Origin of the sequence: Arthrobacter sp. D5-1 (assembly GCF_017357425.1) — a bacterium.
Classification (GTDB): domain Bacteria; phylum Actinomycetota; class Actinomycetes; order Actinomycetales; family Micrococcaceae; genus Arthrobacter.
In genome coordinates this window covers 4033556-4051996 of the sequence record NZ_CP014571.1, presented here as the reverse complement: position 1 = coordinate 4051996, position 18441 = coordinate 4033556, and the positions used below count along the sequence as shown (strand labels likewise).

The window sequence follows — 18441 nt, the reverse complement described above, 5'->3', positions numbered from 1 at the left end:
GCGTAGCAACCAAAAACGCCGCTACTAGCATTCGCCAACCACCACCCCCTAGTGAAAGAGAACGTAGAAGACGATTGCCAGCGCCGGGAAGAGCGCCTGGCCGATGGCGCTGACCAGAAGGCGCTTCTCTGTGACCCACAGCCAGAAACCAAGGAAGACGTGGCACGAGCAGCAGAAGATAACTATGGCCGACCCGCTGGCGGGATTGCCTGAGAAGTTCACCAGCCACAGGCCCACTGCGATGCCCAAGCCGAAGGTGATGTTGTAGGCGCCAACATTCATCGCCCACATCCGCACGGCGCGCACGTCTTCCGGCCTAATCAGGAAGATCCGGTGGAACCGTTGATCGCCATGGAAGAAGATCTCCAGGATGCCAACGCTTATCAGCGCCAGGCTGGTGGATCCGGCGAGTATCTGGCTCAGCACATTCATGCCGCGCTCCTAGGCCAATCTTGCAATCTCCGCTTCTTGCGTGCAGGTTACGCTTCAGGCGCGAAGACCTTCAAGGGCTGGTTTGCAAACGCAGTCCACTACCCATGCCCGCCCGCCTCCAGCCCGGCCGCAACAGCCCGCCTTGAACGCAACCGTCTCCGCTGACCTACGGCTCCTCAACCACAGCGCCGACGTCCGCCAAGCCAAAGGATCGCTGACCAGCGGCCGCCACACGATCGGCTTACGGGCGCTCAATCGGCAGCCGAGAAATTTTCAATCCAAGAGCTGCGCGACAGGGATATCCAAAGTTGGCTGATGCCCCTCGCTCCGTTGCGCAATATGCAGGACTTGTCTCGATACTAGGCAGGTTCGGGCTGCGGCTCTGGGTAAACTCGCAGTCAACGGAAGGAGCCTCGCATGACAAAGCGGAAAATTCACGGCATCTGGGTGTTGTACCTCATGCCGATCTTCCTGCTCTTCGGCTTGGTCATGTGGCTAATGCAAGATGTCCTGAATTGGTTCTGAGCGTCCGATAGTGGATCGGGACCACAGCGGGTGCTGGCGCGCTGGGAGTCTACGTGCAATGCCCGGTGGAGGATCCCTCACCGGACGCTTTGGTGCCCGTTCGGCCGCCGGCTTCATTCCCCGCAGACAGGTATGGTGCTCGCATGGCACAAATTATCGTTTACGGGCATCGAGGGACACTTGGCCCTCGGCGGGCGACGTTGAAGACTGCGATTCACGGTGCTGTCATGGCCGCTTTGGAGTATCCGGCAGACAAGTGCTTTCAGCGCTTTATCCTGCTGGACGATGAGGACTTCGTTCATCCTGAGGATCGCGGTGCCGACTACACAATTATTGAGATCTCCATGTTTCAGGGGCGCTCTGATGATGCCAAACGTGCGTTGATCGCAGAGCTTTTCCATCGCATCGAGGCGGAAGCCGGGATCGCGCCGCACAGTCTTGAGATCACGATTACCGAGACTCCCAAGGTGAACTGGGGCATCAGAGGATTGAACGCCGCTGACCTCGCTCTTGGCTACAAAGTAGAGGTCTGACCGGCAGCATCGTGAACGATAACGGATGGCTCACCGTGCCCTTTTTTGTTCGGCAAGCGTCCCTCACCGGGCCAAGCTCAAACCGGTTTGGCTGCCTCGCAAGACACATGCCTTATAGAATTCGGCCGTGATTGAAACACTTGCCGCCCAGGTCGCGTCCTATCTTGACGATCCAGACATATTGCTGTTGCCGGATCACCCAGAGAAAGAGTTGAGAGCAAACACTTGGGCGTACTCTGTGGCTCCTTTGCCCCGTTCTTCTGCCGGAGATCTTGCTGCCGCGCTCGATGAAGTCGTCAATGGACTGCGGAACCGATTCAAAGCGGCTCCACATCGTGGAACTTTTTACGCTTGGTATGACGAGCAGGCTGGCCAACTGCGTTGTTCACTCACCTCGCAAAGCCGGTTGCCCTTTGGAGGCAGAATCCGTACGACCAATGATTCAGCCCTAGTCATAGACCGGATACTCTCAGACCAGACTCCTGGATTCATCAGCTCGATAGGCTGCGAGAAGTCCCCTTTTCCGCCCCTTCCAAGGAGGAGACCGAGAATGACGAGCTACTCGTATGGGCTGTCCTTCTATGAATAGCCGGCGGAACGGTGCGCAAGCCGATCCCTAACCGGACTCGGGTCGCTGCCTGGACGATTGGAACCAATTGCACACGAGGAACGTAGGGTAGGACCACCCCAGCGCATGCGTGGAATGATGCCAGAATGACACACGAGGGAACCTTAGTTGGAACGGTCCGATCGTTGTACCGCTATCCCATCAAGTCGACCGCCGGTGAGGCGCTGCGCATAGCCAGAGTGACGGCGGGTGGACTGCAGCACGATCGTAAGTGGGCCGTGTACACCGATGATGGAGGCATCGCCAGCGGAAAACGTACCCGGCGTTTTCGTCCCGTCCTTGGGCTCATGCAATGGTCCTCCCGAATAGAAGACGGTCACGACATCCCAATACTGGTAAGCCCGGAGGGCATTCAATATCACGCCGATGACCCTGCGGCCCCGCAGGCGCTGTCCGAGGTGTTGGGCCAGCAGTTGAGATTGCGCCGAGAAACAACAATCAAGCACCACGACGAGACACCACTGCATCTGGTGACGACGTCATCTCTGGCAGCGATTGCCGTACTATCGGGACAACCGGTGGACGAGCGCCGGTTCCGCGCCAACATCATCATCGACACCGGAACCGAACCTGTCTTCCAAGAAGACAATTGGATTGGTGCTGAATTGGTCATTGGTGACCAGGTACGTGTGCGTCTGGGCCAAGGTATGCCCCGATGCCTAATGATCGACCAGTCGCAACGAGGCGTCGCCGTCGAACAGAAAATCCTCAAACTGCTCGGCACGCACCACAATACGAATCTAGGATTGCAGGCACACACCAGTCGTCCTGGAAAGGTTCGCATTGGTGACAGAGTCATCCTCCGTCGTCCGGAGGTACCGGCAGCCTCAACTTCGCTGGCTCAAGGCACCTACAAAGTGCGAACGAGCTGCTGAGCGCCCGGCAAAGGATCCCTCATCGTGCTGGGGTACCAGTTTGAAGTGTTCTGTGCTGTGCTTAGAGCTGTTCAATAGCTCAACGGGGGCCAGCTATGCACTCAATTCGGAACCTCGCGCCAGCGGTGTTGGCTGTTTTAGTGGGAGCCACTGGTTGCACCCCGACACAATCGGATCCGGTCCCGGATACCGCCAGCCCTCGGCTTCACCTTTCCTCTACGCTGACCTGCGGAGATGCATGGGAAGGTAGTCCTCCACCCGCACCCGAAGCTCCGACGGCCGAAGGCGTTTCCTCGCTTGCCTGGGAGGGCAGTCCTACCAACTATTCCTGGCCCATCCGAGACGAGATGAACGGATATTCCTACACGAGCGGTGGAGGCACGGAATTTGGAGCTTGGAAAACCCCGATAACTGTGGCAGCGGGATCTGGGGAACGGACCATCACCATCGATACCCCAGCAGACGCGTCACTCATTGTTGCTTCCGCAACAGAATGGGAAACCGGCGAAGCGCTCCGACAAGAAGACCTCGACCTACCGAGTTCTTATACGGTCATTGCATGTCAGGACCGGCCTACGCAGTTCCCGGGGATGACCTTGGTCCAAGGGCCAGCCTGTGTGGTTATCAGAGTGACCCAGACTGCAACCGGGAAATTCTCCACAGTTTCTGTGCCCATGTATGGGGGCACCTGCTCCTAGCCACGTTAGGGGCGGCGTCCGGTGAAGGATCCCTCACCGGACATTGCGACTGGTGATGGACACTGCGGGCGACAGAGCTTTCACAGCGTTGCTAGATTGAGTCTGTGAAACATAAGGACTGCCATGACCCCATCTAACGAGCGCTTGCGTCAGCTACAGATGTTGGCCGTCGTCGTCCTGATGAGTGGCGGCTTCCTTGTCGGGGTGCTCTGCGTACTAACGTTGGGGGCTTCGCTAGTGCAGCCGCTCTCAGCCGAATCATATGTCTTCTGGACCGCTCTGCTAGCTGGCTGCTTAGCCGCCATTGCAGTTTCTTTTGTCCTCCGATGGCGGTACAAACAATCTGTCCACGACGAACAATGAACATCTGCGTTGGATGTGCGGCACTTTCACAACGCTAATTGACGCGCCGTGCGTCCCGGAATGGGATCCTTTAACGGACGTAGGTACTCAGTCGAATCTGATCCCTTACCGGGCAGCCTGGACGAGGAATGAGACACGCGACAGCACGGCGTCTTCGGGCATCAATGGGTAGTGAGCTTTGAGTCCGCGTGCGTGCTCAGCGCCGAGATCCTGCAACCTTGTCTGCTCGACAGAGATGATCTCTCCGTCCACATGCGCAAACTCGGAGTGGTCCTCGAAAACAAACGTCGCCGGTCCCGCCGTTACTGGTTCATCCCAGCGAATAGTTGTGGTCTTCTCGCCCGACAGTACGGCGTCGTGATACCGCTTATTAAACCGGAAAATACGGCGCCCCCGGGCGTCCGCGTAGAAGTAAGTGTCGGGCAGAAGCTTCCGAACAGGCCGAACAACGGGCCCCGATTCCGAGGGCACAGCGACGAGGATGTCTGGATGATGATCGAGTAGAACTTGCCGGCATCGACCGCATGGAGGGATCAGGCCACGCCCTCGGTCACCAGCAGCGGCGATGGTCAGAAGCTGCACGGCTCCCGCAGTGGCCGCGACTCCCAGGGCAACGAGTTCGGCGCACGGGCCGCCGTTGAAGTGGTAGACATTCACTGCTTGGTGAATACGTCCATCTACATCCATCACTGCTGCAGCAACGGTGTGATTGTCGTTGTCTCCGAGACTTCGCGCCAAGGCTTCCGCAGCATCAATGACACGGCGCTCAGTTTCAAGTGGTTCCACAACGGACCACGCTAACAGGCGCTGCCCCTTGTCCTATATATGGATCCTCAGCGGACGCTTTTGAAAGCCGATTTCAGAGGCTTTGCCCCACGGCCGGCATAGGCTGGCGTATGACTTCGGCAGAGTTCATGGCAGTAGTAAGGGCAACAAGCGCGGTGCGGATTGAACCCGAGAACGCGATAGTCACCAAGCTTTCAGATCCCGAAGGCGACATCGAAGTGGTGATCTACAGCCAGTACGAGGACACGCCTTCCGTGAAGGGCATCCCAAGCGATCTCATCTTCAGACTCCGAGGGATCAGTAGAGACCTCGATTCAGGGGCTAAGAAGTTGGCAGACAGGGCATCGACGTGCGCGGCGATAGCATCCTTTGCCGCTAACGCGGCCATCGATGAACTCCAGCTCGAGCTCGTCTTCGATTGCTCCCGACAGTCTGACCGGAGACCTTTCATGCAGAACTTGCTCCCTCTGCCGGGGCCTCCACGCTCTTCGAGGGTGTTGGGCACTGAGGCGTTCGTTTCGGTCCTAGGGGCGGTCTCATCGCATCCGGACGCCGAGCGGATGTCGCGGGCGTTGGCGCAGTACGAGATCGCATTGCGTCATGCTGTCCCGGGGCACGAAATCATGGCACTGGCTCATTTGTGGATCGTGGCGGAAACCCTCACCCCGATCTTCCGTGAGCGTGAAATCGTCCGAGCGGGAGGAAGAGACGCGCTCCTTCAGGCCTGGGGCATAGTCATCCAGAAACTGGACTCATCAGTGCGAGAGCGATGTGTGCTTGAAGGAAACCATGACCTATATTCGCAGGCGAGGCAGGCCAGCGATGGTTTCGAACACGGGTACCTCGAGATCTCGAAGATCAGAGCACTCTCATCTTCGCGCCTCGGAGAGCTCTGGGCTTCCATACGCCGAGCGATCCTGAACGCCCTGTGTCAATGGCCAGTTGTTTCTGCCCATGGACGGCCACTAAAAGTGCCCGCTGGTGGCCAGTAAAACTGCCCGGTGATGGCCAACAGATCTGCCCACTGATTGGTTCGGCGGGATTGGCCATCGTGGGGTTGATCAGTTCAGTCGGGTTACTCCTTTCCCGGCGAGGGCCTGGGTGAGGCGGACGGAATCGCCGCTGGTCTGACAGACGTGGGCGTGGTGCAGCAGCCGGTCAACGGTGGCGGTTGCGAGGGTTTTGGGCATGAGCTCGTCGAATCCGGCGGGGTGGAGGTTGGAGCTGATCGCGATGGACCGTTTTTCGTAGGCTGCGTCCACGACCCGGTAGAGACCTTCGGCGGCGTCCGTGGCCACCGGCAACAGGCCAATATCGTCAATGACCACGAGCTCCGCGCGGAGAATCCTGGCCACGGCCCGGGTGACGCTGTCGTCGGTTCGGTGGGCGCGGATCAGGACGCCGAGGTCTTCGAGCCTGAACCAGGCGACCCGCATTCCGGCTTCAACGGCCTGCTGGCCGAGGGCTTCGAGGAAGAACGTCTTCCCGGTCCCGGAGGGCCCGCAGACGACGAGGTTTTCCCTGCGGGTGATCCATTCCAGGGTCCGGAGGGCCTGCTGGGTCGGGGCAGGGATGGAGGACGCTGCAGGGTCCCACGCCTCGAAGGTCTTCCCGGTCGGGAAGCCTGCTGCTTTGCGGCGGGAAGCGAGCATGGACCGGGCCCGACCGGCGGCTTCCTCGGTGAAGAGTGCTTTGATGACCTCGGTTGGTTCCCACCGCTGGGCGCGGGCGGTCGCGATCAGGTCCGGTGCCAGTGCACGGGCGTGGGGCATTTTCAGGGACCGCATAAGGGCTTCCAGGTCCGCCGGCAACGGCGGAGCGGCGGTGTTGGCTGTGGTGACGGGGCTCATCGGGCCTCCTCCGGCGTGATTTTGGTCGTGGTGTTGGTTGTGGTGTTCAGGGTCGGGTTGCCGATCGCGGCCCACGCGCCGGTTCCCTGAGTCAGGGAGGTGGCTTCGTTGGCCGCGTGGGTGGTCGTGCGGCGGATGTTGGCGTTCAGGATCGAGGCGAGGTCCTGGTGCGCGAACCGGCCATGTAGTGCGGCGTCGCCCAGGGCCCGGTCGACCTGGTCGGTGCCGGCGATTTTGGCCAGCGTGACGGCTTCTGCCATTTTCACGTTGATCCGTGCGGTCCCGGCCGCGGCGGCCTCCATCAGCCAGGTCCTGGCGCCTTCGCCGATGGCCAGGAACGCTGCCTCGTCCGCGCTGCGGGCCCTGACCTCGTAATCGCCGGGGACCCTGGTCCGGGTTCCCGGGAAGTGTTCGTCGTTGATGGCGGGACTGCCGGGCCGGGCCCGATCATGGCGGGCGACTTCGACGGGCCCTGCAGTGCCGTGGTGGACGATGATGACCTGCTCGCCGGGCCCGGTCCCGTGGGTGCGGACGAACACCCGGGCTCCGAGCAGGTGGGCCGGGACGGAGTACTGGGCGTTTTCGAAGGTGACCATTGGGGTGTTCTCCGGAACCATGCGGGCGAGTCCGAAGGCGACCGTGTGGGCGGTGTCCGGGATACGGTGCAGCCGCGGGGCTTCCTCGGCGAGCATGGCTGCGGGTTTGCGCCGCGTCGTCCGGTGCTCACGGTGATTGACCTCGTCCATGAACGCCGTGCAGGCGGCCTCGAGCTCGGCGAAGGTGGCGTATTCGTCGCGGAGGTTGGTGTCTTTGGGCACGAGGTCGGCCTTGGCGAGCTTCACGGACGCTTCCACCCCGCCTTTGGTGGCCGGGTCCGCGGGCTGGCAGGTCAGCACGGTCACCCCGTAGTGCCGGGCGAAGTCCAGGGTCTGCTGGTTCCGCACCGGGACCCCGGCAACGTGGGAGGTGGTCACGGTCTTCTCGTTGTCCGTGAGGACATAGGTCGGTGCTCCGCCGAGGATCCGGAAGCACCGGTCCAGGGCCGCGAACACGCTCGGCGCCGTCCTGTCCTTGAGCGGGATCACGATGCGGAAGCGTGAGAACGCCAGCCACGCCACGAACAGGATCGTCTTCACCCCGCCGATCCGTGGCCCGTCGCCGAAGTCGTACTGCAACCACATCCCAGGTTCAGTGATCCACGGCCGATGGACGCGGGTGTGGCCCAGCCGCCACGCGTCCTTGACCTGCGCAATCGCCCGGCGGGTGGAGCGCTCCGAACCCGCATAGCCCAGAGCGAGGAGCTTCTCGTGGGCCTTGTCAGCGCGGATCCGGCCCTTGGAGGCTTCCACCCATTCTTCGATCTTGGGCAGGAACGGGTCGGTGACCCGGCCCCGTGCCGTCGGTTCCCCGATCGGCCGGCCTGCGTCCCGGGCGGTCACGTGTTTGGCAACAGTGTGGTGCGAGCAGCCCGTGAGCTCCGCAGTGGCGCGCAACGATCCGGTCAGGTCGTAGGCAGCAAGAATTTCCATGATTTCTCCGTCAGACTTCATACAGGGCCTCTTCCTGGTTCGCTTGGTGCGCTTAGACACCGTCATCAAACCCCAGGGAGAGGCTCCCACCGCTTAAGACGCGGTCGGTTCAGTAAGGAAGTGGGCAGATCTCATGGCCACCATCGGGCAGTTTTACTGGCCGTCAGTGGGCACTTTCGTGGCCGCCTATGGGCAGTTTTTCATGGCCGCTAACAGCCCTGGAAATCGATGATCCGTTGGGTGACCGAAATGGGTCCTCGCAACCCTCGCCACTGCCATGCATTAGAACCGGAAGACGTGTGCAGGCCGAGCTGGTCGCGAGCGAAGCAGATCTGGCGGCCGGCCCTTTGGAATACCCGATGCTTTCTCTCACGTCGGAAATCCAAGAAGTAAGACACCATCCCGGTGGTCGTTGCGACATCGACTACAAGGATGAATACAGATTTCACGTGGCAGCCGGGGCCAGCTTTGAAAATATTCAGGTGGAGATCGTCGCGCCCGATCCAGGTAACCAATAGCCCGACCAACTCAGTTCAGGCCGGTTACGGACAGTCCGTAAGCCGGTCGATCACCGTGCACTTGAAACCAGGTCGGGGCTGATGACTCTAGGTGACGTGAAATCCGAGTTATCCACCACGAACGTGGCGCGTTCCCATGGCCGTGCCGCGGCGAAGTAGAGGCGCTGTCCTCCTACGTATCGGCGCATCGTTGGGTGCTCGGGGTCCGGGTTGCTGCCGTTCCGAACTGCCATTCGTGCCGCGGTTTCGGTGAAAGGAACGTCCAGGAATACGGAAGCATCCCAATAGGAGGCCAGTTCATCGCGGTGCAGGAACATGCCTTCCACAAAGACGAGTGCATCTGATGGGGCGAGCATGACATCCACTTGCGCGGTTTGGTCAGTCACCGCATTGTAGGAGGCCGGTGAGTACCAGCCGGTCCCTTTTGGGCCGAGCGGTCTGAGTAACTGGTCTTGCAGGGCAGCGTAGTTGTACGTGTCCTTCCAGAACCCTTCCGGTGAGGCACGGCCCTTGGCATGCCGGACGGCCGAGGGGTTTAGAAAGTCGTCGGCGTGAATGACGGTCACAAAGCGATTCCGGATCTCGGATACCAGGTTTGCGGCGAAGGATGTCTTGCCGCTGCCGTCTACACCGTCGATTGCGACGAGCCGGCGCCCTGGCCCGGTGACGTCGAGAATATTGCTTGCCAGCGATCGCATGAACTTCTTCATATCGTCATCTTCACAGAAGTACCCTGCGCAGCGCCCGTATGCCGGTGGCTCTCCGGACGGTTCAAAGCGCCCGGTAAGGGATCCTTCACCGGGCACTCTATGTGAACGTGGGACCCTGGGATTTCTCGCTTTGCCCCAACGCTGTCGGGGCCGTTAGATTGCGTATCGGAAGCAAAGTGTTCCATGCAGACAGCAAGGGTTCAGCGGTGACAGGATGGAAAGAAAACTGATGAGCGAGACACTTCTGACCGCCGAGGAGTTGCCCGTCGGTTTCGAGTATCCATCGGACTTCATCCGGTTTGTGGCCATGGAAATTATTTATCTTGAGCCGTGGTTCGTTCTGACTGGTGAGCGGTTGCGGACGCACTACCAGGGGCTGAAGGGCCGTTATCCAGACCGCAGAGTCGTGCCGCTCGCCCGGCGAGAGGACAACGATGACGTGGCGTGCTGGGATCTCTCAACGGGCAAGATCTCGATCGTGCATGACTTCGCCGACCCAGGATGGGAATCACGCGGGAACCGAGGATTTCCTGATTTCGCAGCATGGCTTCATTCAGCCATCGACGACATGCTTGAATTTCGCTGACCGCCCGCCCAATCGCTTAGGAAGTAACTGCAGAAAGCACGAGGCATATGACCGACTACCCGAAGCTCAGCCGGGCTGTATCGCATGCTTTGCGCCACGAGCCGTGGCTTTACGAACTGGAGCTGGACGAGGAAGGGTGGACGTCTGTGGAGGACCTTCTTCAGGCGCTCAGGCGAGAGTCCCCCGATTGGGTGAACCTTGAATTCACCGATCTCGAGGGTATGCTCCTGTCCTCGCCTAAACGGCGTCATGAACTCCGTGGTGACCGCATTCGAGCTTTCTACGGTCACAGTGTCCCTGCCCGAATAGTGAAGCCACAAGAAAGTCCACCTCAAAAACTGTTTCATGGGACGTCCAGGGAAAGCCTCGGAGCTATTCAGTCAGAGGGCTTGCAACCCATGCGACGCCAGTACGTCCACCTATCCGAGGACGTCGAAATGGCCAAGCAGGTAGGACAACGAAAGGACACTGACCCGGTTCTCCTTCTCATTGACAGCGCGGCCGCACACGGAGAGCACGTCAGCTTTTACCAAGGTGGCGAAAAAGTATGGCTGGCAGACAGCGTTCCCGCCAGGTTTATCTCGGTCCTTCCTGAAGATGAGTGAGTTCATCCGAGGCTTTCGTGATGTCGCAGGCGAAAAAGGAGCCAGAAGAAGCTGGTCACCGGCTGGATACATTGACGCGTGGAATTCTTTCGTGGTGGAGTGCGAAGAAGGCTACCAGTGGAGCATCTACGAGTACGAGAATGCACTCGAAGTCAGGGATGTCATCGGCAGGGTCATCTCTGCTCCGGAACTCGGTTCGTACCCTGAACTGCGGATTTTCGCGGAAGCTGTTGCCGAGATTGACGAACGTTTCGCCTCGCTCCTGCACGCCGGGCCATCCGTCTTACCAGAGCCTGCATTCTGGTGGCACCGCAATTTGCCCGGTCACGCTGGCCCGGATCTGGCCGCAGACGTCCAAACGCATTACGCGGTCCAACTCCGACGGGTAGAGCCCTAGCGGCCTTTACGTGCATAAGGCGCGCTACTCCAACGTCTTGGCTCCGGGCTGTTCCACTGTGAATCGCACGATCCGGTCGCCTTTAGCCCTCCAGTGGCGGGCAGCACGCCTGTAAGCCGGTGGCTCTTCGAACATCTCAAGCGTCCGTACTGGCTGCCCCTCCGAGACACTGCCTCCATACGGCAACCTGCGCTGACTCCCTAGCGCACGGAGCCCCCAAAGGCGCGGTGCCCGGTGAGGGATCCCTCACAGGCGAGCCGGCACCGGGTGGCGGCTGGGCAGCGTGGTCAGTTTCCTCCAGCTTTTGAGAGGACATGGCAGCAGGTCAATGACGCACCCCGCGGAGTGGACCCTTACGGCGTCAATGGCCATCACAAAGGCCTGGGACTTGTGGACGAACCGTCCTACAGGGACGATAACGGGCAGTTCGTGGCGGGGCGGGGCCGTCCAAGGAGGTGGCATGAACCGGGGCATCCGTGGACGAGGAGGCGGTTCCGGAATCGAAAAGTCCTGAAAGAAGGTCACTGTCGTTCCTATAGTTTCGCGGGCTGCGACCGACCAGCCGAACAGCGCTGTGCGCCGTCTTGGATCCCCCAATCCGTCCATACCAGGCCCAGTCTAACCCCGGACTACAGGGCTAAAGATCGCGCTGGCGCGGCTGTCCGAGCTGCCCGTATGCCTATCCTTCACCGGGCAGTCTGCAGTCTCTGGCTTCTCCGTTCCTTGGGAGTCGTGACGCTTCGGAAGACTTGGTTCAGTGACCCAAGCGTCGGTTGACCCAGAGGAAGGACATTCGCGAGGCTATGATGTCGGCATACGACAGCCTGAGGGGGCAGCGCCATCAAGACCGGAACTTTCTCATTTCTAGCAATCCTCTTCACTGCCGGAATCCTTCTGACCGGATGTTCCTACGCACCCGGCCTGAAAATCCTAGAGAGTACGGCAGCATCAACCAACGAGCTTCCTCCTGCCGTCACTCTGTCGGATATCGAGTTGGACAAAGTTGTGCTCGCTGCAGAGGCTGGCGGTAAGAAGTATTTTCTGGGGCGAAGCACCGACGGTAAGAACACATGTCTAATTGCCGTTCCTGCAGATCCGACGCTGTGGAATTCCGGTTGCAGCGACGCCACAGAAGGCGAATTGCTTAGGACGTCTGGACCGGATCAAGTAACGGCGATCCTCGTAGCAGATGGGTATAACACTACCGAGCTGGAGTCCTCTGGATGGGCAAAGATCCAAGGCAACATCCTCGTACCCACGAGCAAAACTGAAGCACCATCCTGATGCCCCCGCATGGCTCTGAGGGATCCGGCCGGCGCCGATTAGGGATCCTTCAGCGGACTGTAAGGACTTAACGGGGTTGAGGGACACTTCTACGTTTGTGGGAATCTCCGACGCTGCGCATTGCGACGGATGAGGTAGACAGTGAAGAGCACGACGGACAACACGGCAAGCGCGACTGCGCGCCAGCCGAAATCCTGCGCGTTGGTAACGTCACCTCTGCTCTCAATTTCCTGGAACAGGATTAAGGTCAATCCTGCCGTTAGTAGCGCCAACACTCCGCTGGCGATCGAGCCATAAAACAGCATCTTCAGCCAATTGCGCTGTTGGCTCATACTGCGATGAATCGTATCCATCTCGAATCAACCTCCTCTCGACATCATGCAGATGACCCTACCTCTGCTGCCAGCCAGACGATCCTGCCCGGCAAAGGATCCCGAAACGGGCAGTCGAGCACAAGCATCTGCTACGCAGTTACCCGCGGCCGGACTATGAAACTGGCCGCCCGCACGATTACTTCTAATGTTCGCGAACTAGAACGTGGCGGCGGCGTTTGCTTTCTTGGAAAGCGTCACGCAACTCACGCTCCACTACCTCGTTCAAATTGGCCGACACCTTGCAGCCAGCTCCGTCTCCGGCGCCGTAGCCTTGACCAGCATCTGGGGTGCAACGAAGCTCAGGTGGTACTTGGCGATCAACGCTCACGCAAAGCTCGTGTTGGTGACCTCTCTTGCAGCTGAAGATAACGCGAACTCGTCGATCCGGTGCGCTCATTGTTGCCCCTATAGATTCAACCGGCCCTTTGCACGGTATTAGGAAGGTATCGCCAGGCCCTGACATTTTGGAGGGCTAATGGCGCATAAGTGGTGGAGCAGTAGTGCGCGCGTAAGCCTATCCATTACCGGACGGCTGCCTTCTTAAGCCTGGTCGAGCGTAATGTCCCGTGAGTTGGGTCGTTTGCTTGTGCCAAGCGCCCATTTCCAGCCAGGAAGGAGGACCGCGTTCCTGAAGAAGTCTTCGGGTGAAGTGTCGAAGGACCACAGGCTGCCGCTACCAAGTGCCGTGGTGTCGGGTGTTGGATCCCAGTAAAGGGTGCACGACAGCTGCCATGTCGAACCGTCGTCGCCGGCCTCAATGAACTGACGCGAGAGGTCCACGCTGAATTCCTGTGTGCCACGCGACCCGTTGGTTCCGAATTGGGCCAGAACGCCGTCGCCATCCTCGTCGACGGGAGCGCAGTCGCTGGCTGGGATGGCCGCGAACGACTGGAAGGCCTTCACCACCGCTCCCGGGGTTAAGGTGTCGCTGCGTTCGCCTGTCTCTATTTCCGCGAGCATCTGCTCTAATCGGTCCTTGGCTTCTCGGATGAGCATGCCCTGATTATCCACGAGGAAACCGTCACGGCCAGAGACTGCGCCAAAAGATACCTCAACCGAATAAGGCAACTCATCGCGAGCCATCGTTGAGGCCCAGACGAACCGGTGCCCGTAAACCGGTCCTCCACCGGCCACTCTTCACTCCTGAGAAGCTCCGAGCCAATTCCCCGTAACTCCCTGGGGCCTCGGATTCCCGTAAGACCCGCCCGCAAAATTGCCCGGTGAAGGGCCCTAAACGCTACACGTCCACGTTGAATGTAGAGGTGCTCTTCGAGCTGGCCCTCTACCGTGTATGTTCATCGAAACTGTTGCCACGATGGTGGTAAACCACCTGCCGTTATCTGTCCTTCAGCCTGCCGGCGTGGGCGAGGACGGACGCGGCTGTGGACTCCGGGTCCGGCGTGGAGATCAGCCAGGTGCGGCCGGGGGTCTCCAAGACGATTGCCGGGCCGCCGACCAGCAGCCCCCACGTCCGCTGGCCCAAGTACCGGACGCCGAAGCCTTCGGTCATTGAACTGGACGGCGCCGGGGAGGCATCGACGACGTCCTTCAGCGGGATCGCCCTCGAATAGAACGGCCGGCATCTGACGGTCAGGCTCTGCTCCGTGGCTTCAACGGTCACCCTGATGCGGAGTACCGAAACTGTCAGGAGCGCAATGACCGCCACCAGCCCTGCGCTGATCAGCAGTACACCGCTGGGAATGGAGGTCACAACGATGAATATGCACAGCATGCCCACCACGCTTGCGATGACCTTCTGGGAGCCGCGACTGATCCGGGCCTCTGAAATCAGCGTTGATGTCCCGTTCACAGTTCACGCACCAGTGCCCGCGCGCGGGATAGAAAGTGCTCGCGCACTTCAGGATCCGGGGCAACGGTGTCGAAGACTCCCGCGAGCATCACCGCAGCGTCAAGAGTGTAGATGGGCCAGGACAGGCTTCCGACGTCGATGCTCCCGCCACCTTTGGAGTAGCCGTCCAGGAAGGCCGTATAGTCGATGCCGTTTTCCCTGATGACGGAGTACTCACTGATCCTTGCGATCTCCAGATCTGGAGGTGCTGCGAGGGTGTTGCTCCAGTCGAAGATCGCAAGCGGCTGACCGCTGCGGACCCTGACGTTTTGGCGTCGAAGGTCCATATGCATAAGGCGGGGCTCGCTGGAGTTGCGTTCGAGCGTTGCCTGCAGTGTTGCTGAGGGAGGCAGGTTGGGGAGCGAATGGCGGATCCGAAGACGCGAGTATCGTTCCTCCAGCCGGTCTACGAGCCGGGCATCCCAAGGCCTTCCTGCTTGGGCAACCAAAGGAAGGCCGGGAACTGGCAGACGGTGCATAGAGGCGATAACTGATCCAAGTGCCGAGCAATCCAGATCGGAACCGTCGTCGTCTACGACTTCCAGAATTAGTACGGGGAAGCCGTCTTGCATCACAAGATCAATGGCGGCGGCGCTGGGGATGCCGTTGTCCGAAGCCCAGTGCGCCAACATCATTTCCTGACGTTGTAGGGTCTCGGCTGAGACATCCCTGTTGTTCGCCGTGTTGAATTCACTCGAACGGGGAATCCGGTAGCCCTCACGAACTAAGCCACCGGCGGCTTCATAAAAGAGGAACTCGGTCCCGGCTCCTCCCAACGACACCGAACCCGCACCCCGGCGGGCGGCGACTGCAAAGGCGATGTCCGCCGTCGTGCGTTCAGCGGCCTGACTCAAGGATGCCCTTGACCCAGAGTGGAGGCGTTATCGGGTGATTGAGTCATAGGGGTTCCCCGCCGTATCCGAATCCACCGGTCAACAAAAACGGCGAGGGCGGCCACAACACCACCCAATGCCAAAGATGGGAGCGGACCCAACGTCGATAAAAGAACGGCGTAGGTCCCGAATCCGAACACGAAGATCAGCAGGCTACGTCTGGTTTTAACGCTCATCAATTCCCCCCAAGGAACGCCGTAGTTGGCATGGGGCGAGCCTATCCGTCGTGAGCCGGGGAGCAAGTCAAGCCGTGGCTTGGTGGGGTCGGGGGACCGCAGCTTCCCCGCCGGCGGCGATCACCCGGTTCAGCTGGGCAAACACCTGCTCCGGATTCCCGCCTGCGTCGACCACCTCAAAGTCGTCAAACTCGGGCAGCGAACGGTATGCGGCGCGGAAAGCCTCAAGGTCAGCCAGTGTTTCGTTGTCAGTCCCGCGTGCCGTGACCCGTTGGTGGGCGAGACGGGGGTCGACGTCGAAATGGACTGAGAGGTCCGGCGCTGGGAGCTTTCCCAGCAGCCACGGAAGCAGCCGGCCGCGGCCTAAACCATTGGCCTGACGCAGTGCGAGCTGGCAGTGCAGGTGACGGTCCATCACCACCAGGCCGTCGAACTTGTGGGCGCGCGCATGGTTGAGAAGCACGTTGAACAACCTGACGCCGGTTTCAATGACGTCGGCTGGCCGCGGTGGCAATTTCCAGCCAAACCGCTCGGACACCAGCGACATACGGCGCCGGGCGGCGTGGTTGCTGAGCAGCAGCGCATTCCGCCCCTCGGCGCGGGCAGAATCGACCAAGGCGCGGGCCGCCGTCGTTTTTCCCGAACCGTCAATTCCAGTCAGAACAATGAGCATGAGGCCTCCCCTCGTCTCCTTACCAACGAAGGGAGGTGCCGTCTTGTGCCGTGATGCGGCGTGAGTCAGCCCACAGGCCGCCACGTGAACCGGGGCTGCTCGCGGTCCAGGAACGCTTTGATGCCGATCTCCATGTCCGGGCTGTCCGGCATCGCCGCCCACGCCTCCGCCCACTCCTGGTCAATTACCGCCAGGCCGGAACTGGCGTCAGTCAAGTTCATCAGCCGCTTCATCGAATGCATGGAGAACTGCGAACGGCTCCGGAGCGTATTGATCAGTGCTGCGCACTTCTCCTCAAAGAACTCGGAAGGCACGACGTCGGCCACCAGGCCGAGCGCGCGGGCTTCAGTGGCGCTGAACGTCTGTCCGGTGAGGAGGATGTACTTGGCGTTGGCGTGACCCACCAGGCGGACAAGCCGTTCGATGCCCGGTCGCGGGTAGATGATACCGATCTTGGCCGGCGTCAGTCCGATGACTGCCCGTTCGTTGGCGATGATGAAGTCGCAGGCGGAGGCGATCTGCCAGCCGCCACCCATGCAGGCGCCATCGACCAGCGCCACCGCGGGCTTGGCGAGGGAAGCGATGGCAGAGTCTGCGGCGCTGAGGTGATCTACCGTGGAACCGTCCTCTTGCAGATCGATCAGGACGGAAGCGAGTTCGCTGATGGCGGCCCCGGCACAGAACGTGTTCCCAGCGCCGCGCAGCACCACCACGGCAACGTCAGGATCGGCGTCCAACTGCGGCATCAGTTCCTGGATCTCCAGGCACATGGCCCGGGTCAGGGCATTCCGCTGCGCAAGGTTGCAGATTTCCACGGTTGCCACGCCGGCAGATATCGCGACGACGATGCCGCCGGCACGGGAAACCTCGGGACGGGCAGTGTCTGCCGGGGATACTACGGTCATCGCTGCGCTCCCAAAGTTTCCGGAACCAGGACGGAAGCCGGCACGCAGACGAGGCGGCCCTCTCGCTCAAGCCGGGTGACGTCGTCGTGCGTCATTCCACGCTCCATGAGTATTTGGGCGGTGTGCTCGCCGAGCAGCGGCGGGGGAGCCAGGATTTTGCTGGCCTCTCCGTCCAGGCTGAGCGGGCCGCGGAGCAGGGGGAGTTCGGACCCATCACGACGCCTGCTGTGCTGGACGAGTCCCAGGGCGGCGACCTGGTCCGAGGCCAGTGCCTGGGTGTAGTTGTAGATGGGGCCGCACGGGATCCCGGCCGCGCTGATCAGCGGAACCCATTCGGCTGCCGGCTTCGCGGACAGGGCAGCTTCAATGAGCTCCGTCAACTGATCCCTGTTGGCCGAGCGGTCCGCGCCGGTGACGAAACGGGGATCCTCCACGGCGGTGGGCATCTCGAGCAGTCCACAGAACGCGCGCCATTGTTTGTCGCTTCCCACGGCGATGTTGATGGATTCCGTGGCTGTGGCGAACATGCCGTAGGGGGCGATGACCGGGTGGTCGTTGCCCTGCGGCGTTGGTGCTTCACCGAGACTGAGCGCCTTCTGCCCTTGGAACGCGGACAGATTCAGGGCCGTCTCCAGCAGGGAGGTGGACACGCGGCCGGGGCGCTCGCCATTCCGGGACCCCAGGAGCGCTGACACAATTCCGAAGGCGCAGATCATCCCGGAGGTGATGTCCACGATCGGTATGCCGACCCGGTAGGCCTCGCCGGGGCCGGAACCTGGGCCAGGCCCCGTGACGGACATCAGCCCTGACATTCCCTGGATGACCTGGTCCAGTCCGGCGTCGTCCTTGAGCGGGCCGGTGTTGCCGAACCCGGTGACGGATCCCACCACGAGTCCCGGGTTCAGCTCTTCAAGCCGGGATGCTGTGAAGCCCATTTTTTCCAAAGTGCCGGGCTTGAAGTTTTCCACCAGGACATCCGCATCGGCAATTAAACCGGAGAGGATTTCACGACCTTCCACTGAATAGAAGTCCAAGCACACGGAGGCTTTGTTGCGGTTGACGGAGTCGAAATAGAGGCTGTGACCATCCTGGAATGGCGGCCATTGGCGGGCTGTGTCGCCACCATTGACGCTTTCGACTTTGATGATCCGGGCGCCCATGTCGGCAAGGAGTGCGGTGCAATAGGGGCCGGCGAGGGCCCGGCTGAGGTCGATCACGGTGATTCCGCGGAGTGGTTTGAGCATGATTGCTG

At 60.6% G+C, this 18441-nt stretch carries 19 protein-coding genes; 7 read left to right on the top strand and 12 right to left on the bottom strand.

Features of this window, described 5'->3' with window-relative positions:
• Window positions 1-48: 48 nt before the first annotated feature.
• Entirely contained in the window at window positions 49-432 is a 384-nt protein-coding gene (locus tag AYX22_RS18635; protein ID WP_089596237.1) for a DUF1304 family protein, read from the bottom strand.
• A 668-nt stretch (window positions 433-1100) separates the two neighbouring features.
• Here AYX22_RS18635 and AYX22_RS18630 point away from each other — a divergent pair.
• Complete coding sequence (locus AYX22_RS18630) at window positions 1101-1490, top strand: tautomerase family protein (protein WP_207594878.1); 390 nt, start codon at window positions 1101-1103, stop codon at window positions 1488-1490.
• Between the two features lie 714 nt (window positions 1491-2204).
• On the top strand, window positions 2205-2993 hold the full coding sequence (locus AYX22_RS18625) for an MOSC N-terminal beta barrel domain-containing protein (protein ID WP_207594876.1): 789 nt from the start codon (window positions 2205-2207) through the stop codon (window positions 2991-2993).
• A gap of 1166 nt (window positions 2994-4159) precedes the next feature.
• Here the strand turns inward: AYX22_RS18625 and AYX22_RS18620 are convergent.
• Window positions 4160-4840, bottom strand: a complete 681-nt coding sequence (locus AYX22_RS18620; RefSeq protein ID WP_207594874.1) for an ASCH domain-containing protein — start codon at window positions 4838-4840, stop codon at window positions 4160-4162.
• Window positions 4841-4950: 110 nt separating this feature from the next.
• On the opposite strand from AYX22_RS18620, the gene AYX22_RS18615 reads away from it, so the two are divergent.
• A complete protein-coding gene (locus AYX22_RS18615) occupies window positions 4951-5832 on the top strand; it encodes a hypothetical protein (RefSeq protein ID WP_207594872.1) in 882 nt (293 codons plus the stop codon).
• Between the two features lie 69 nt (window positions 5833-5901).
• Here the strand turns inward: AYX22_RS18615 and istB are convergent, their stop codons facing one another.
• Together istB and istA are read right to left on the bottom strand one after the other, a co-directional pair.
• The gene (gene istB / locus AYX22_RS18610) at window positions 5902-6690 is read right to left on the bottom strand and encodes an IS21-like element helper ATPase IstB (RefSeq protein ID WP_071416162.1); all 789 of its coding nucleotides are present in this window, start codon (window positions 6688-6690) and stop codon (window positions 5902-5904) included.
• Window positions 6687-8240: an IS21 family transposase gene (gene istA / locus AYX22_RS18605; RefSeq protein ID WP_071416161.1), complete on the bottom strand. Its 1554-nt coding sequence runs from the start codon at window positions 8238-8240 to the stop codon at window positions 6687-6689. Before istA ends, istB begins: the two co-directional genes overlap by 4 nt.
• A gap of 278 nt (window positions 8241-8518) precedes the next feature.
• Between istA and AYX22_RS18600 the strand changes: the two genes are divergently transcribed.
• A complete protein-coding gene (locus AYX22_RS18600) occupies window positions 8519-8737 on the top strand; it encodes a hypothetical protein (protein WP_207594870.1) in 219 nt (72 codons plus the stop codon).
• A 50-nt stretch (window positions 8738-8787) separates the two neighbouring features.
• On the opposite strand, the gene AYX22_RS18595 is transcribed toward AYX22_RS18600, so the two are convergent.
• Window positions 8788-9447: a uridine kinase gene (locus AYX22_RS18595; RefSeq protein ID WP_207594868.1), complete on the bottom strand. Its 660-nt coding sequence runs from the start codon at window positions 9445-9447 to the stop codon at window positions 8788-8790.
• Window positions 9448-9676: 229 nt separating this feature from the next.
• On the opposite strand from AYX22_RS18595, the gene AYX22_RS18590 reads away from it, so the two are divergent.
• From AYX22_RS18590 to AYX22_RS18580, 3 genes are all read left to right on the top strand, one after another.
• Window positions 9677-10033 (top strand): hypothetical protein, encoded by a 357-nt coding sequence (locus AYX22_RS18590; protein ID WP_207594866.1) that lies wholly within the window; start codon window positions 9677-9679, stop codon window positions 10031-10033.
• Between the two features lie 47 nt (window positions 10034-10080).
• Window positions 10081-10638: an RNA 2'-phosphotransferase gene (locus AYX22_RS18585; RefSeq protein ID WP_207594864.1), complete on the top strand. Its 558-nt coding sequence runs from the start codon at window positions 10081-10083 to the stop codon at window positions 10636-10638.
• 91 nt (window positions 10639-10729) lie between these two features.
• Complete coding sequence (locus AYX22_RS18580) at window positions 10730-11035, top strand: hypothetical protein (RefSeq protein WP_207594862.1); 306 nt, start codon at window positions 10730-10732, stop codon at window positions 11033-11035.
• 1373 nt (window positions 11036-12408) lie between these two features.
• On the opposite strand, the gene AYX22_RS18575 is transcribed toward AYX22_RS18580, so the two are convergent.
• The 7 genes from AYX22_RS18575 to AYX22_RS18545 form a co-directional block, all read right to left on the bottom strand.
• Window positions 12409-12672: a hypothetical protein gene (locus tag AYX22_RS18575; RefSeq protein ID WP_207594860.1), complete on the bottom strand. Its 264-nt coding sequence runs from the start codon at window positions 12670-12672 to the stop codon at window positions 12409-12411.
• Window positions 12673-13233: 561 nt separating this feature from the next.
• Window positions 13234-13689 (bottom strand): hypothetical protein, encoded by a 456-nt coding sequence (locus AYX22_RS18570; RefSeq protein ID WP_207594858.1) that lies wholly within the window; start codon window positions 13687-13689, stop codon window positions 13234-13236.
• Window positions 13690-14029: 340 nt separating this feature from the next.
• Window positions 14030-14503: a hypothetical protein gene (locus tag AYX22_RS18565; protein ID WP_242703401.1), complete on the bottom strand. Its 474-nt coding sequence runs from the start codon at window positions 14501-14503 to the stop codon at window positions 14030-14032.
• Window positions 14500-15396, bottom strand: coding sequence for a phosphotransferase (locus AYX22_RS18560; RefSeq protein ID WP_207594856.1), 897 nt, complete (start codon window positions 15394-15396; stop codon window positions 14500-14502). The genes AYX22_RS18565 and AYX22_RS18560 overlap by 4 nt, the downstream gene beginning before the upstream one ends.
• A gap of 282 nt (window positions 15397-15678) precedes the next feature.
• Window positions 15679-16284, bottom strand: a complete 606-nt coding sequence (locus tag AYX22_RS18555; protein WP_207594854.1) for an AAA family ATPase — start codon at window positions 16282-16284, stop codon at window positions 15679-15681.
• A 65-nt stretch (window positions 16285-16349) separates the two neighbouring features.
• Window positions 16350-17189 (bottom strand): enoyl-CoA hydratase/isomerase family protein, encoded by an 840-nt coding sequence (locus tag AYX22_RS18550; protein ID WP_207594852.1) that lies wholly within the window; start codon window positions 17187-17189, stop codon window positions 16350-16352.
• Window positions 17186-18433 carry a CoA transferase gene (locus tag AYX22_RS18545; RefSeq protein ID WP_207594850.1) on the bottom strand — a complete coding sequence of 416 codons (1248 nt, stop codon included), beginning with the start codon at window positions 18431-18433 and terminating at the stop codon, window positions 17186-17188. The genes AYX22_RS18550 and AYX22_RS18545 overlap by 4 nt, the downstream gene beginning before the upstream one ends.
• Window positions 18434-18441 lie beyond the last annotated feature (8 nt).

What these genes read in the sequence shown, in the direction of transcription:
- AYX22_RS18555 (WP_207594854.1), bottom strand. Translation starts at nt 16,284, where the DNA reads ATGCTCATTGTTCTGACTGGAATTGACGGTTCGGGAAAAACGACGGCG.
- AYX22_RS18615 (WP_207594872.1), top strand. Translation starts at nt 4,951, where the DNA reads ATGACTTCGGCAGAGTTCATGGCAGTAGTAAGGGCAACAAGCGCGGTG.
- AYX22_RS18550 (WP_207594852.1), bottom strand. Translation starts at nt 17,189, where the DNA reads ATGACCGTAGTATCCCCGGCAGACACTGCCCGTCCCGAGGTTTCCCGT.
- AYX22_RS18625 (WP_207594876.1), top strand. Translation starts at nt 2,205, where the DNA reads ATGACACACGAGGGAACCTTAGTTGGAACGGTCCGATCGTTGTACCGC.
- AYX22_RS18590 (WP_207594866.1), top strand. Translation starts at nt 9,677, where the DNA reads ATGAGCGAGACACTTCTGACCGCCGAGGAGTTGCCCGTCGGTTTCGAG.
- AYX22_RS18585 (WP_207594864.1), top strand. Translation starts at nt 10,081, where the DNA reads ATGACCGACTACCCGAAGCTCAGCCGGGCTGTATCGCATGCTTTGCGC.
- AYX22_RS18630 (WP_207594878.1), top strand. Translation starts at nt 1,101, where the DNA reads ATGGCACAAATTATCGTTTACGGGCATCGAGGGACACTTGGCCCTCGG.
- AYX22_RS18570 (WP_207594858.1), bottom strand. Translation starts at nt 13,689, where the DNA reads ATGCTCATCCGAGAAGCCAAGGACCGATTAGAGCAGATGCTCGCGGAA.
- AYX22_RS18545 (WP_207594850.1), bottom strand. Translation starts at nt 18,433, where the DNA reads ATGCTCAAACCACTCCGCGGAATCACCGTGATCGACCTCAGCCGGGCC.
- istA (WP_071416161.1), bottom strand. Translation starts at nt 8,240, where the DNA reads ATGAAGTCTGACGGAGAAATCATGGAAATTCTTGCTGCCTACGACCTG.
- AYX22_RS18575 (WP_207594860.1), bottom strand. Translation starts at nt 12,672, where the DNA reads ATGGATACGATTCATCGCAGTATGAGCCAACAGCGCAATTGGCTGAAG.
- istB (WP_071416162.1), bottom strand. Translation starts at nt 6,690, where the DNA reads ATGAGCCCCGTCACCACAGCCAACACCGCCGCTCCGCCGTTGCCGGCG.
- AYX22_RS18595 (WP_207594868.1), bottom strand. Translation starts at nt 9,447, where the DNA reads ATGAAGAAGTTCATGCGATCGCTGGCAAGCAATATTCTCGACGTCACC.
- AYX22_RS18635 (WP_089596237.1), bottom strand. Translation starts at nt 432, where the DNA reads ATGAATGTGCTGAGCCAGATACTCGCCGGATCCACCAGCCTGGCGCTG.